The sequence below is a fragment of the Methylorubrum subtropicum genome, assembly GCF_038442325.1.
Lineage (GTDB): Bacteria > Pseudomonadota > Alphaproteobacteria > Rhizobiales > Beijerinckiaceae > Methylobacterium > Methylobacterium subtropicum.
In genome coordinates this window covers 122,530-135,710 of the sequence record NZ_JBBXMW010000008.1, presented here as the reverse complement: position 1 = coordinate 135,710, position 13,181 = coordinate 122,530, and the positions used below count along the sequence as shown (strand labels likewise).

The 13,181-nt window shown below is 72.9% G+C and carries 11 protein-coding genes; 7 read left to right on the top strand and 4 right to left on the bottom strand.

Features of this window, described 5'->3' with window-relative positions; genetic code table 11:
• Positions 1–22 precede the first annotated feature (22 nt).
• The 4 genes from kdpB to AAHG03_RS13240 are packed head-to-tail and all read left to right on the top strand — an operon-like array spanning position 23 to position 6,162.
• Positions 23–2,134 carry a potassium-transporting ATPase subunit KdpB gene (gene kdpB, locus AAHG03_RS13255; protein ID WP_342151141.1) on the top strand — a complete coding sequence of 704 codons (2,112 nt, stop codon included), beginning with the start codon at positions 23–25 and terminating at the stop codon, positions 2,132–2,134.
• A gap of 20 nt (positions 2,135–2,154) precedes the next feature.
• Positions 2,155–2,757: a K(+)-transporting ATPase subunit C gene (locus tag AAHG03_RS13250; RefSeq protein WP_342151140.1), complete on the top strand. Its 603-nt coding sequence runs from the start codon at positions 2,155–2,157 to the stop codon at positions 2,755–2,757.
• A gap of 7 nt (positions 2,758–2,764) precedes the next feature.
• Positions 2,765–5,473 (top strand): sensor histidine kinase KdpD, encoded by a 2,709-nt coding sequence (locus tag AAHG03_RS13245; RefSeq protein ID WP_342151139.1) that lies wholly within the window; start codon positions 2,765–2,767, stop codon positions 5,471–5,473.
• On the top strand, positions 5,470–6,162 hold the full coding sequence (locus tag AAHG03_RS13240; protein WP_342151138.1) for a response regulator transcription factor: 693 nt from the start codon (positions 5,470–5,472) through the stop codon (positions 6,160–6,162). The genes AAHG03_RS13245 and AAHG03_RS13240 overlap by 4 nt, the downstream gene beginning before the upstream one ends.
• A 194-nt stretch (positions 6,163–6,356) precedes the next feature.
• Here the strand turns inward: AAHG03_RS13240 and AAHG03_RS13235 are convergent, their stop codons facing one another.
• The 3 genes from AAHG03_RS13235 to AAHG03_RS13225 all read right to left on the bottom strand — a co-directional run bounded on the left by AAHG03_RS13235 (position 6,357) and on the right by AAHG03_RS13225 (position 9,027).
• On the bottom strand, positions 6,357–7,391 hold the full coding sequence (locus AAHG03_RS13235; RefSeq protein WP_342151136.1) for a sensor histidine kinase: 1,035 nt from the start codon (positions 7,389–7,391) through the stop codon (positions 6,357–6,359).
• A gap of 97 nt (positions 7,392–7,488) precedes the next feature.
• Positions 7,489–8,415, bottom strand: a complete 927-nt coding sequence (locus AAHG03_RS13230) for a DMT family transporter (RefSeq protein WP_342151135.1) — start codon at positions 8,413–8,415, stop codon at positions 7,489–7,491.
• A 39-nt stretch (positions 8,416–8,454) separates the two neighbouring features.
• Positions 8,455–9,027, bottom strand: coding sequence for a Uma2 family endonuclease (locus AAHG03_RS13225; protein ID WP_342151134.1), 573 nt, complete (start codon positions 9,025–9,027; stop codon positions 8,455–8,457).
• A gap of 483 nt (positions 9,028–9,510) precedes the next feature.
• On the opposite strand from AAHG03_RS13225, the gene AAHG03_RS13220 reads away from it, so the two are divergent.
• From AAHG03_RS13220 to AAHG03_RS13210, 3 genes are read left to right on the top strand one after another with little or no spacing between them, the layout of a single operon-like run.
• Entirely contained in the window at positions 9,511–10,335 is an 825-nt protein-coding gene (locus AAHG03_RS13220; protein WP_342151133.1) for an SDR family NAD(P)-dependent oxidoreductase, read from the top strand.
• Positions 10,336–10,337: 2 nt separating this feature from the next.
• Complete coding sequence (locus AAHG03_RS13215) at positions 10,338–11,246, top strand: alpha/beta hydrolase (protein ID WP_342151132.1); 909 nt, start codon at positions 10,338–10,340, stop codon at positions 11,244–11,246.
• The gene (locus AAHG03_RS13210; RefSeq protein ID WP_342151131.1) at positions 11,243–12,709 is read left to right on the top strand and encodes a flavin-containing monooxygenase; all 1,467 of its coding nucleotides are present in this window, start codon (positions 11,243–11,245) and stop codon (positions 12,707–12,709) included. The genes AAHG03_RS13215 and AAHG03_RS13210 overlap by 4 nt, the downstream gene beginning before the upstream one ends.
• A gap of 154 nt (positions 12,710–12,863) precedes the next feature.
• On the opposite strand, the gene AAHG03_RS13205 is transcribed toward AAHG03_RS13210, so the two are convergent.
• Positions 12,864–13,172: a hypothetical protein gene (locus AAHG03_RS13205; protein ID WP_342151130.1), complete on the bottom strand. Its 309-nt coding sequence runs from the start codon at positions 13,170–13,172 to the stop codon at positions 12,864–12,866.
• Positions 13,173–13,181 lie beyond the last annotated feature (9 nt).

Here is a 13,181-nt window from a genome sequence, read left to right as displayed (position 1 = left end):
CCTCCCCTCACGGACCCCTCCCATGTCCTCTCAGAAGAACTCCCCGTTCGGGGCCGCGCTCGCGGGCCGGGCGCTGCTCGGTGCGCTCGTCAAGCTCGATCCCCGCTCCATGGTCCGCAACCCGGTCCTGTTCGCCGTCGAGGTGGTCGCGGTGCTGACCACGATCCTGTTCGCCCGCGACCTCATGGCGGGCGGGCCCGACCTCCTGTTCTCCGGCCAGATCGTGCTGTGGCTGTGGTTCACCCTGATCTTCGCCAACGCGGCCGAAGCCTTGGCGGAGGGCCGCGGCAAGGCCCAGGCCGACAGTCTGCGCCGCACCCGCACCGAGATGACGGCAAAACGCCTGACCAACTTTGGCCTGACCGATCCGGGCGTCAGCCGCGCCGTCGAGACCGTGCCGGGCGCGAGCCTCAAGGTCGGCGACGTGGTGCGTGTGGAGGCCGGCGAACTCATCCCCTCCGACGGCGAGGTGATCGAGGGCGTGGCCTCGGTCGACGAGGCCGCCATCACCGGCGAATCCGCCCCCGTCATTCGCGAATCCGGCGGTGATCGCTCGGCGGTGACCGGCGGCACGCGGGTGCTGTCGGACGCGATCCTCGTGCGGATCACGGCGGCGGAGGGCTCCACCTTCGTCGATCGCATGATCGCGCTGGTCGAGGGCGCCTCGCGCCGCAAGACCCCCAACGAGATCGCCCTCGACATCCTGCTCGCCGGGCTCACCCTGGTCTTCGTGTTCGCGGTGGCCTCGATCCCGAGCTTCGCGCACTACGCCGGCGGCACGATTCCGGTGATCGTGCTGGCGGCACTGTTCGTCACCCTGATCCCGACGACGATCGGCGGGCTGCTCTCGGCCATCGGCATCGCCGGCATGGACCGGCTGGTGCGCTTCAACGTGCTGGCGATGTCCGGCCGCGCGGTGGAGGCCGCGGGCGACGTCGATACGCTGCTCCTCGACAAGACCGGAACCATCACGCTGGGCAACCGCCAGGCCACCGCCTTCCGCCCGGTCTCGGGCGTGTCGGAGCGCGATCTGGCGGACGCCGCGCAGCTCGCCTCATTGGCCGACGAGACGCCCGAGGGCCGCTCCATCGTCGTGCTGGCGAAAGAGGCCTACGGGATACGCGGGCGCGACATGGCGGCCTTGAACGCCACCTTCGTCCCGTTCACCGCGCAGACCCGCATGAGCGGCGTCGATCTCGGCGGCTCCGCGATCCGCAAGGGCGCGGTCGAGGCAGTGCTCGCCGCACTCTCCGTCTCGGCCCCCTCCCCCCGCGGCGGGAATGCGGCGCTCGCCTTCCGCCCGGCCGACGAACCGGAGGGGGCAACGGAAATCCGCACCATCGCCGAGGAAATCGCCAGGGCCGGCGGCACGCCGCTGGCGGTCGCCCGCGACGGGCGCCTGCTCGGAATCGTGGCGCTCAAGGACATCGTGAAGGGCGGCATCCGGGAGCGCTTCGCCGAGCTGCGCCGCATGGGCATCCGCACCGTCATGATCACCGGAGACAATCCCGTGACGGCGGCCGCCATCGCGGCGGAGGCGGGCGTGGACGACTTCCTCGCCCAGGCGACCCCGGAGGACAAGCTGGCCCTGATCCGGCGCGAGCAGGCCGGCGGCAAGCTCGTCGCGATGTGCGGCGACGGCACCAACGACGCGCCCGCGCTCGCCCAGGCCGATGTCGGCGTGGCCATGAACACCGGCACGGTGGCGGCGCGCGAGGCCGGCAACATGGTCGATCTCGATTCCGATCCGACCAAGCTCATCGAGATCGTGCGCATCGGCAAGCAGTTGCTGATGACGCGGGGGGCGCTCACCACCTTCTCCATCGCCAACGACGTGGCGAAGTATTTCGCGATCCTGCCGGCGATGTTCGCCGCGCTCTATCCGCCGCTCGCGGCGCTGAACGTGATGGGGCTCGCCTCGCCCCAGAGCGCGATCCTCTCGGCCATCGTCTTCAACGCGCTGGTCATCGTCGCGCTGATCCCGCTGGCTTTGCGCGGCGTGGCCTACCGCCCGGTCGGCGCCGCCGCGCTGCTGCGGCGCAACCTCCTCGTCTACGGCCTCGGCGGCGTCCTCGTGCCGTTCGCCGGCATCAAGGCCATCGACATCGCCGTCACCGCCCTGCATCTCGCCTGACACGTCCGAGGCTCAAAGCCATGCTGAACCAACTCCGCCCCGCCCTCGTCCTGCTCGTCGCCTTCACGGCGCTGACCGGGCTTGCCTACCCGCTCGCGGTCACCGGCCTCGCGCAAGCCGTCTTCCCGGCCCAGGCCGCGGGCAGCCTGATCGAGCGCGACGGCCGAGTCGTCGGCTCGCGCCTGATCGGCCAGAACTTTGCCGAGGCCCGCTACTTCCACGGCCGGCCCTCGGCCACCACCGCGGCCGATCCGGCGGACGCCGCCAGGACCGTGCCGGCGCCCTACAACGCCGCCGCCTCGCTCGGCTCGAATCTCGGGCCGACCAGCGCGGCGCTCGCCGAGCGCGTGAAGGCCGATCTCGATGCGCTCAAGGCCGAGAACCCCAACGCGCCGGTGCCGGTCGATCTCGTCACCACCAGCGGCTCGGGGCTCGATCCCGACCTCTCGCCCGAGGCCGCCCGGTTCCAGGTGCCGCGGGTCGCGAAGGCCCGCAACCTCCCCGAGGAGACCGTGCAGGACCTCGTCACCGCCCAGATCGCGGGCCGGACGCTCGGCTTCCTCGGCGAACCCCGCATCAACGTCCTGGCGTTGAACCTCGCCCTGGACGAACTCGGACGCTGACAAAGAAATGCGGGAGACCGGCCGCGAGCCCGAACGCCCCTCCCCCGACGCGCTGCTCGCCGCCGCGCGCCGGGAGGCGCGCACGCGCGGACGGCTCAAGGTCTTCCTCGGCGCCGCACCGGGCGTCGGCAAGACCTACGAGATGCTCACCGTCGGCCGCGCCCGGCTGAAGGCCGGGCTCGACGTGGTCGTGGGCGTGGCCGAGACCCACGGCCGGGCCGAGACCGCCGCCCTGCTCGACGGCTTCGAGATCGTGAAGCGGGCCCGCGTGCCCTATCACGGCACCGTGCTGGAGGAGATGGACCTCGACGCCCTGCTGGCGCGCCGCCCGCAACTCGCGCTGGTGGACGAACTCGCCCACACCAACGCGCCGGGCTCGCGCCACCGCAAGCGCCATCAGGACGTGGAGGAGCTGCTGGATGCCGGCATCGACGTCCTGACCACGCTCAACATCCAGCACGTCGAGAGCCTGAACGACGTGGTGGCCGGCATCACCCGCATCCGCGTGCGCGAGACCGTGCCCGACGGCATCCTCGACCGGGCCGACGACATCGAGGTGGTTGATCTCAATCCCGACGACCTGATCCAGCGCCTCAAGGACGGCAAGGTCTACGTGCCCGAAGGCGCCGAGCGGGCGCTGCGGCACTACTTTTCCCGCGGCAACCTCACGGCGCTCCGCGAACTCGCCCTGCGGCGCACCGCCGACCGGGTCGACGACGAACTCTTGGGCCACATGCGGGCCAACGCGATTCCCGGCCCCTGGGCCGCGGGCGAGCGGGTGCTGGTCTGCGTCAGCGACGATCCGCGCGCGGTCGGCCTCGTGCGCTATGCCAAGCGCCTCGCCGACCGGCTGCACGCCCCCTGGACCGCCCTGTTCGTGGAAGGCCCCCGTGCCGCCGCGCTGGGCGAGGCCGCCCGCGACCGGGTGGCCGAGGCGCTCCGGCTCGCCGACCGGCTCGGGGGCGATGCCGTCACGATGCCCGGCGGGCGGCGCATCGCCGACGACATCCTGGCCCATGCCCGCGGGACAAACGTCAACCACATCGTCGTCGGCAAGGCCGAGCGCGCCTGGGTGTTCGAGCTGATCCACGGCTCGGTGGTGCACGACCTCGTGCGCAAGAGCGGCGCCATCAGCGTCCACGTCGTCCCCGGCGAGGCGCTGCCGGGCGAGACCCCGCGCGCGCGGCCGGTCGCCACCGCCCCGGCCGGGCCGCGGCTGGACTGGCGACCCTACGGGCTGGCGCTGCTCGCGACCGCGGCGGGCCTCGGCCTCGCCCTGCTGCTCCAGCCCCAGACCGGCATCGAGAACGCCGACCTGATCCTGCTGACGGCGGTGGTGGCGGTCGCGGTTCGCTTCGGGCTCGGGCCCTCGCTCGCCGCCGTGGTCGCGGCCTCGCTCGCCTACAACTTCTTCTTCCTGCCGCCGGTCTACACGCTGACCATCGCCGACCCGGCCAACATCGCGGCCTTCGTGCTGTTCACCCTGGTCGCGGTGGTGGTGTCGAACCTCGCCGGGCGCTCGCGCCGGGCCGCCGTGATGGGCCGGACGCGGGCGACGGCGACCGAGCGGCTCTACGGCTTCTCGCGCAAGCTCGCGGCCTGCGCCACCCTCGACGACGTGCTGTGGGCGACCTCGGCCCAGGTCGCCGTGATGCTGCGGGTGCGGGTGGTGGTGCTCCTGCCCGAGGACGGCGCGCTCGCCGTGCGGGCGGGCTATCCGCCGGAGGACCGGCTGGAGCCCGCCGATCTCGCCGCCGCGCAATGGACCTTCGACAACGACCGCCCGGCCGGGCGCGGCGCCGACACCCTGCCGGGCGCCCAGCGCCTGTTCCTGCCGATGCGCACCGGGCGCGGCACCCTCGGGGTCATCGGCCTCGATGCGGACGGCACCGGCCCGATCCTGACGCCGGAGGGCCGCCGCCTCCTCGACGCGCTGGCCGACATGGGCGCGCTCGCCATCGAGCGGGTGCGGCTGGTGGCCGACCTCGACCGGGCCGAGCGCGCCGCCGAGACCGACCGGCTCGCCCGCGCGCTACTGACCTCGATCAGCCACGACCTGCGCACGCCGCTGGCCTCCGTGCTCGGCGCGGCGAGCACCCTGCGCGACCTCGGCCCCGCCCTGCCCCCGGAGGCGCAGGGCGAACTTTTGGCCACCGTCATCGAGGAATCGGAGCGGCTCAACCGCTTCATCGCCAACCTCCTCGACATGACGCGCCTGGAGGCCGGGGCGGTGGCCCCCAACCTGTCCGATCAGGACGTGGCCGACCTCGTCGACACGGCTTTGCGCCGCACCGGCCCGGCGCTTGCCGCGCACAGGATCGCGGTCGCGGTCGAGCCCGGCCTGCCGCCGCTCCGGCTCGATCCGGTCCTGTTCGAGCAGGCGCTGGTCAATCTCCTCGACAACGCCGGCAAGTACGCGCCGGAGGGCAGCACCGTCACGGTCCGGGCCGAGCGCAAGGGAGAGCGGGTGATCCTCGCGGTCATGGACGAGGGCGAGGGGCTGCCCGAGGCCGAGACCGAGCGGGTGTTCGACAAGTTCCACCGCCTGCGCAAGGGCGACCGGGTCCGCGCCGGCACCGGGCTCGGGCTTGCCATCGCCCGCGGCTTCGTCGAGGCCATGGGCGGCACCGTCACGGCGGGGAACCGGCGCGACCGCGCGGGCGCCGTCTTCACCGTGTCGGTCCCGATCCCAGCCGCGGGGGAGCGCGCCGCATGAGCCCGACCGTCCTCGTGATCGACGACGAGCCGCCGATCCGCCGGCTCCTGCGGGTCGGCCTCGCGACGCAAGGGTATGCCCTTCTCGAAGCGCCCGATGGCGGCACCGCGCTGGCGCTGCTCCGGCGCGAGCGGGTCGATCTCGTCATCCTCGATCTCGGCCTGCCCGACATGGGCGGGCACGACCTGCTGCGGGCGATCCGCGCCGACCATCCCGACCTGCCGGTGGTGGTGCTGTCGAGCCGCGGCGACGAGTCCGGCAAGGTCGAGGCGCTCGATCTCGGGGCCGACGACTACGTCACCAAGCCCTTCGGCATGGGCGAATTGCTGGCCCGCCTGCGCGCGGCGCTCCGCCACCAGCTCGCCGCCAAGGGCGAGCGCCCGGTCTTCACCGTCGCGGGCCTCAGCGTCGATCTGGTGCGGCGCATCGTGCGGGTGGACGGGGCGGAGGTGCGGCTCACGCCCCGCGAATACGAGTTCCTGCGCATCCTCGTGCTGCATGCCGGCAAGGTGCTGACCCATGCCCAGCTCATGCGCGAGGTCCCGGCCTCGTCCGATCCGCAATACCTGCGCGTCTACATGCGCCAGCTCCGCCAGAAGCTCGAGGCCGATCCCGAGCGCCCGCGCCTGCTCCTGACCGAGACCGGCGTCGGCTACCGCCTGCGCGCCCCGGACGACGGATTGGCGTGAGGCGGCGCCCCGGCGCCCGCTCATCCCACCCATCCCCCTCATCCTGAGGTGCCGAAGCGAAGCGGAGGCCTCGAAGGAGGGCTCCAGCGAAACGCGCGCTGGCTGGAGTCCTCCTTCGAGGCCGCTGCGCAGCACCTCAGGATGAGGGGGTGGGTGGGATGTCGGCCGATTAAAAGGGCCGAGGCGGCAGGCCCTTACGCCGCCCGCATCGCCGGGAACACCAGCCGCACCACCGTGCCGCCCTCGTTGGCGTAGGTGAGCTTGCCGTCGAGCTGGGCGGCGAGCCCCTGGACGATGCGGAAGCCGAGGCTGCGGCTCGCCGCCGGGTCGAAGCTCGTCGGGATGCCGGGGCCGTCGTCGGCGATGGTCAGGGCCGCGAGCGTGCCCTCCAGCGGCTCCAGGCGGATCGTGATGGTGCCGCGCCCGGCCTCGGTGAAGGCGTGCTTGAGGGCGTTGGTGACGATCTCGACCACGAGCAGCGACAGGGTGGTCAGCCGGGCGAGGTCGAGGCGCAGCGGCGGCACGTCCACGAGGCAGACGATGTTGCGCGCCCCCGTGGCCTCCAGCAGGTCGGCGCAGAGTTCCTGCAGGTAGAGCCCGACCGGCTGGTCGATCCGGCTCGGATCGTAAAGGCGGCGGTGGATGCGGGCGATGGTTTCCAGCCGGGCCTGCGCCTCGTCGAAGGCGGCCATGGCCGCCTTCGGATCGTCGGCGATCTTGCGCTTCTGCAGCGAGAGCAGGGCGGCCACGAACTGCATGTTGTTGGCGACCCGGTGCTGCAGTTCCTGGAACATGGTGCGCTGCTGCTCGTAGAGGTCGGCCGTCACCGCCCGCTCGGCGGCGAGCCGGGCGCCCGCCACCCGCATCAGGTGGATCAGGGCGATGTCGACGGCGACGATGAAGGTGTAGAACGCCATCGTCAGCGCGGTCGGACCGTTCAGCACGAACGTCTCGACCGGGCTGATGAAGAAGTACCACGCCGCGAGCCCCGACAGCACCGCGCAGACGATGCCCGGCCGTAGCCCCAGGAAGAACGTCGTCAGGATGACGGCGGGGAAGAAGGTCAGGAACGGGAAGCCCGGCGGCAGCACCGGATCGAGCCCGAAGCGCAGGGCCGCCGCGAGCCCGGCCACCGCCGCGGCCAGCAGTTCGCCCAGCCAGGGCGGCAGGCGCGAGGGCGCGACGGCCGGATCGCCGGCCCGCGACAGGGGAGCGGGAAGCTGGGACATGGGTGGGGCGAAGAGTCCCGAGGCGGTGATTCGCCACCATAGCGCATCGCCGGGCCGAACCTGTGTCCGCTTGGCCGCGATGGTTGCTTTTTGATGTTTATTTCGTCGCGGCCCGGCGTCCGGCGGTCTCGGCGATCAGGATGCCGCCGAGCACCAGCGCCAGCGCCAGCCCGTCGAAGGCGTCGAACGGCTCGCCCGCGAGCAGGACGGCGAGGCCTGCGCCGAACACCGGCACGAGGTTGACGAACAGCCCGGCCCGGTTCGGCCCGATCAGCTCGACCCCGCGGATGAAGGAGAGCTGCGCCAGGAGCGACGGCCCCAGCGCCACGAAGGCCACGAGCGGCCAGCCGACCTGAAGCGAGGGCCAGATCAGCCGCCCGGCCGCCCATTCGGCGGCGAGCGGCGGCAGCGAGGAGAGCAGGGCGGCGAGCGCCAGCCCCGTGAAGAAGGCGAGCCCCGACACCTTCGGCCGCGACGGCAGCGCCACGGTGTAGCCGGCATAGACGAGGCAGGCGGTCAGCATCAGCCCGTCGCCGAGGTTGAAGCTGAGATGAAGCAGCGCGTTCAGGTCGCCGTGGGAGGAGGCCACCGCCACGCCCGCCAGCGTGACGGCTGCGCCCACGATCTGCCATCCCTTCACGCCGGCGCCGCGGACGAGGAAGTTGAGCAGCATCACGAAGATCGGCACCGCCCCCTGGAGCAAGGCGACGTTGAGCGCGGTGGTGCGCGCGCCCGCGGCGTAGAACAGGCTCGCGAACACGGTGTAGCCGCTCGCCCCCATCAGCAGCACGTAGCGCCAGCGCACCGCGAGCCGGGGCCACTCCGCCGCCACCTGACGCCGGGCGATGACGGCGAGCAGCCCGAAGGCGAAGAGCCAGCGCAGGGTCGTGAGCGCCTGCGGCGACACCTCGCCCACCGCCCACTTGCCGGCCACCGCGTTGCCGGCCCAGAGCAGGGCGGTCAGCGTCAGGATCGCGTAGGCGGTCGCCGTGGAGCCGCGCCGCCGGCTTGAGTCTGCCTGCACGATGGGGGTTGTCCGAATGCGGTGGGCGGGCCGGGCGGCCTATCCGGGGATCGGGCGATAGATGTCGGCGAGGCGCAGCCGCGCCCCGATCACGGGAAAGACGATCTCGGCGGCGATCCCCTCGACCAGGGCGGGCGCGTCCGGCCAACCGCCCTCCCCTTTGATCCAGATATAGGCGCGGGGCTGCTGCTGGTCGAACACCGCGTAGCAGCGCAGCGTCTCCCGGCGGGCGTAGCGCGCGAACTTTTCGACGTGATGGTCGTAATCGGTGCTGGCCGAAAGCACCTCCATGACGACGACCGGCGTCAGGGTGGCGCGCTCGCTGCCCGCGGCGCTCTGCGCATCCACCACCACGTCGGGATACAGGATGCTGCCCCGGCCCTCCCCAGGCCTGATCCGCACGCCGAAATCGCCCTTGTTGACGTCGAAACGCGCCTCGTCGACCTGTCCGTAGAGCAGCGAGAAGATGCGCTTGGCCACCCGCTCGTGATCCCGCGTCGCCCCCGCCTGCATCGTCACCCGGCCTTCGACGAGTTCGTAGCGCCCGTCGCGGCCCTCGGCCCAGGCGAGGAACTGCTCCTCCGACATCGCGGGGTGGGGGTCACGCTCCATCTCTCCGACCTCCGGCCAGGGCCGCGCCTGCCGGATGAGAATAGAGGGACGGCGGCCGGGCTCCAACCGGCGCCGCGGGCGGGGCATGACTGCGCGGCCCCCCTTTCGTCGGCTTGACGAAAGGGGGCTTGGGCCCGACCTCACTCTCTCCGCCGGAGTCGCCGTCCTGCCCGTTCTCCTGTCCGTCTCCCTCTCCCCTCGCTCTGTCGGGCTGACGCAGCGCGTGGTCGGCGGAGTGAGGCGCCTCTCCTCCCCCTTGCGGGGAGGAGGGAGGAGGTGGGGGTGGTGCAGAATTGAACGGGGCGGTGCCTTCTGCCCGCCCCCCACCCCTAACCCCTCCCCACCCAGATCGGGCCTGCCCGATCTGGGCAAGCAAGGTGCGGATCTCGGGCAAGCCCGAGATCCGTGGGGAGGGGAACGCGCGCTCCACGTCGCTCCGATAGAGCGAAGAATCCGCCCCGTACGGGCCCGGCGGGCGGGGTGATGGCGAATCCCTTCGTCTTTCCGGGCCGCACCGCCCTCGTCACCGGGGCGGCGAGCGGCATCGGCGCAGCGCTGAGCCTCGCGCTGGCCGAACGCGGCTGCGCCCTGGCGCTCGCCGACCGCGACGGCGCCGGGCTGGCCGCGGTGGCGGTCGCCGCCCGCGGCAAGGGCGTGGCAGTGAGCGAGCACGTGATCGACCTCACCGACGCCGCCGCCATCGCGGCGCTGCCCGCCGCCGTGCAGGCCCGTCACGGTGGGCTGCAGCTCCTGATCAACAACGCGGGCGTGGCGTTGGCCGGGCGGTTCGAGGAGAGCGACCTCGACGACGTGGCGTGGCTGATGGACGTGAACCTGCACGCGGTGATGCGCCTCACCCATGCCTGCCTGCCGCTGCTGCGGGCTGCGCCCCAGGCACAGATCGTCAACCTGTCGAGCGTGTTCGGCATCGTCGCGCCCGCGGGGCAGGCGGCCTATGCGGCGAGCAAGTTCGCGGTGCGCGGCTTCTCGGAGGCGCTGGCGCACGAGGTTGCCGGCACCGGCCTCGGCGTCACCCTGGTCCATCCGGGCGGGGTCGCGACCCGCATCGCGAAGAACGCCCGCATCCCCCGCGGGCTCGACCCGGAGGAAGCGGCCCGCGGGCTCGCCGCCTTCGAGCGGCTGCTGACGATGGACCCGCACACCGTCGCCGCCGCGATCCTGCGCGGCATCGAGGCGCGTGCGCCCCGCCTCGTGATCGGCAAGGATGCGCGGCGCGCCCTGCTGATCCAGCGCCTGATGCCGGTGCGCTACTGGTCGCTGATGCGCCGCGCCGTGGGAGAGAGCTGAGCATGGCGAGCCTGCGCGCGCATTTCTACGACATCGCCGTGCGGGTGGCCGTGAAGGCGCGCATCGGCCGGGAGCGCGACATCGCGGCGATCCGCCGGGCCTTCGACCGCGAGACCTTTCCCGCGCCCCTCGGCGTCGCCTTCACGCCGGGCGAACTCGGCGGCGTGGCCGGCGAGTGGGCGGAAGCGGAGGGCGGCTCCACGGAGTGCCCGGCCCTGCTCTATCTCCACGGCGGCGGCTTCATCGCCTGCTCGGCCCGGATGTACCGGCCGATCACCGGGCACTTCGCCAGGGCGGGTTTGCGGGTGTTCGCCCCCGATTACCGGCTCGCCCCGGAAGACCCGTTTCCGGCGGGCGTCGAGGATTGCGCGGCGGCGTGGCGCGCGCTGTCGGCGCGGGGGCCCGCGGCCATCGCGGGCGATTCCGCGGGCGGAAACCTCGCGCTCGCCACCATGGTCGAGGCGCGCCGCCTCGGGCTGCCGCTGCCGGCTGCGGCCGCCCTGTTCTCGCCCGCCACCGACCTCGTCGGCCGCAGCCCGTCCTTCCGCACCAATGCCCGGCGCGACGCGATGTTTCGGCCCGAGGCGCTGACCCGGCTGGTGCCGGCCTATCTCGACGGCGCCGACCCGGCCGATCCCCGCGCCTCGCCGATCGAGGCCGATCTGTCGGGGTTTCCGCCGCTGATGATCCATGTCGGCACCCGCGAGATCCTGCGCGACGATTCCCTGCGGCTGGCGGACAAGGCGCGCGCGGCGGGCGTGAGCGTGTCGCTCACCCAGTTCCCGGTGGTGCCGCACGCGTGGCAACTCGCCGAAAGCTTCCTGCCGGAGGCCCAGGCTTCGCTGACGGAGGCGGCCGTGTTCCTGCGCCGCGCGCTTCGGACGGTTCCGGTCCCGGAGGTCGCCGCGTGAGCGACGCCCCGCTCGATCTCGTCATCGTCGGCGCCGGGTTTTCCGGCCTCGCCATGGCGATCCGGGCGGATCGGGCCGGGTTCCCGCGCTTCGTCGTCATCGAGAAGGCCGAGCGCATCGGCGGCACGTGGCGGGACAACACCTATCCGGGGGCGGCGAGCGACGTGCCGGCCCATCTCTATTCCCTGTCCTTCGCCCCCCGCTCCGACTGGTCGCGGCTGTTTCCCCGCCAGGGCGAGCTTCAGGCCTATCTCGAAGCGCTCGTCGCCGAGCACGGGCTCGCGAACCGCCTGCGCCTCGCCACCACCGTCCGCGGCGCCACCTACGACGAAGCCGCCTGCCTGTGGCGGGTCGAGACCGACCGGGGCGTGGTGGCGGCCCGCGTCCTCGTCGGCGCGGTCGGCGCCCTGCACGCGCCGGCCCGGCCCGCGCTGCCCGGCCTCGACGCCTTCGCCGGCCCCTGCTTCCACACCGCCGAATGGGACCACGGCTGCGATCTTCGGGGCAAGCGCGTCGGCGTGATCGGCACGGGGGCGAGCGCGGTGCAGATCGTGCCGGAGATCGCCGGCCGCACCGCCCATCTCACCCTGTTCCAGCGCAGCCCGGCCTGGATCCTGCCCCGCCACGACCGGCCCTACGGCGCGGGGGCGAAGACGCTTCTCAAGGTCGGCCCGCTGCGCCGGCTCTACCGGGCGAGCCTGTTCTGGCGCCGGGAACTCACGGCGCTCCTTGGCTTCACCCGCGTCTCGCGGCTGACCGCGGGGGCGGAGTCGCTCGCCCGCGCCCACCTGAAGCGCGCGATCACCGATCCCGACCTGCGCCGCCGACTCACGCCATCCTACCGGCTCGGCTGCAAGCGGGTGCTCCTGTCGGACGACTTCTATCCCGCGCTGACGCGGCCCGACGTGAGCCTCGTCACGCAGGCGATCCGCGCCGTCACGCCCCACGGCATCGTCACCGCGGACGGGACCGCCCACCCCCTCGACGTGCTGATCCTCGCCACCGGATTCGCCCCTGCCGGCAGCTACGACCGCCTCGCCCTCACCGGCCGCGGCGGGCGCACCCTGGGGCAGGCGTGGCGCGAGGGGGCGGACGCGTTCCAGGGCATCGCCCTGGCCGGTTTCCCGAATTTCTTTTTGCTGCTCGGGCCGAACACGGGGCTCGGGCACAACTCGGTGCTAGCGATGGTCGAGGCGCAGGTCGCTCACGTGCTGGGGGCGTTGCGGTGGCTCGCAAAGAATCCGGGCCGGGCCGTGGAGGTGCGCGCGGATGCGCAAAGCGCGTTCCGCGATGCGATCGATGCGCGGCTGTCCGACAGCATCTGGGCGCGCGGCGGCTGCGGCAGCTGGTATCTCGACGGGGAGGGCCGCAACCGCACCCTCTGGCCCGGCACCGCCACGGCCTATCGCCGTGGGGCGGGGCGGCTGCGGCGGCGGGACTATGCGCTCGTCGGGCCGGGCTGACGACGGCCCTCCCACCCAATGCCCTCATCCTGAGGTGGCGACGCGAAGCGGCGCCCTCGAAGGAGGGCTCCAGGGATCGCTGAGCGAGCTGGAGCCCTCCTTCGAGGCCGCTTCGCGGCACCTCAGGATGAGGGGGTTGGATGGGACGGACGTTTCAGCGTTCCGCCGCGACGGCGACCGGCCCGTAGCCCTGATAGATCACCCGCACCGCGCGCCGCTCGCCGGGCAGGTCCGAGAGCGGGATCGCCTTCGTGCCCCGCAGCAGCGGCGCGGGGGCGGGGACCGGGTCCGGCGCGCGGGCCGGGCGCAGCGCCCAGCGCTCGGCCCCGGCCGCACCCGGCCGGTCGGAGGCCAGAGCCGAGGCGGCGAGCACGCCGCCGAGCGCGGCGAGCGGCAGGAGGGCTGATCTCGAAAACCCGATGACGGAAAAGTTCATGGCGGCAGGCCCGGCGAATGGGGCCATTTCGCGCAT

Bases quoted from the DNA above. Each gene is read 5' to 3' on its own strand.
- kdpB (WP_342151141.1), top strand. From the start codon at position 23: ATGTCCTCTCAGAAGAACTCCCCGTTCGGGGCCGCGCTCGCGGGCCGG.
- AAHG03_RS13250 (WP_342151140.1), top strand. From the start codon at position 2,155: ATGCTGAACCAACTCCGCCCCGCCCTCGTCCTGCTCGTCGCCTTCACG.
- AAHG03_RS13245 (WP_342151139.1), top strand. From the start codon at position 2,765: ATGCGGGAGACCGGCCGCGAGCCCGAACGCCCCTCCCCCGACGCGCTG.
- AAHG03_RS13240 (WP_342151138.1), top strand. From the start codon at position 5,470: ATGAGCCCGACCGTCCTCGTGATCGACGACGAGCCGCCGATCCGCCGG.
- AAHG03_RS13235 (WP_342151136.1), bottom strand. From the start codon at position 7,391: ATGTCCCAGCTTCCCGCTCCCCTGTCGCGGGCCGGCGATCCGGCCGTC.
- AAHG03_RS13225 (WP_342151134.1), bottom strand. From the start codon at position 9,027: ATGGAGCGTGACCCCCACCCCGCGATGTCGGAGGAGCAGTTCCTCGCC.
- AAHG03_RS13220 (WP_342151133.1), top strand. From the start codon at position 9,511: ATGGCGAATCCCTTCGTCTTTCCGGGCCGCACCGCCCTCGTCACCGGG.
- AAHG03_RS13215 (WP_342151132.1), top strand. From the start codon at position 10,338: ATGGCGAGCCTGCGCGCGCATTTCTACGACATCGCCGTGCGGGTGGCC.
- AAHG03_RS13205 (WP_342151130.1), bottom strand. From the start codon at position 13,172: ATGGCCCCATTCGCCGGGCCTGCCGCCATGAACTTTTCCGTCATCGGG.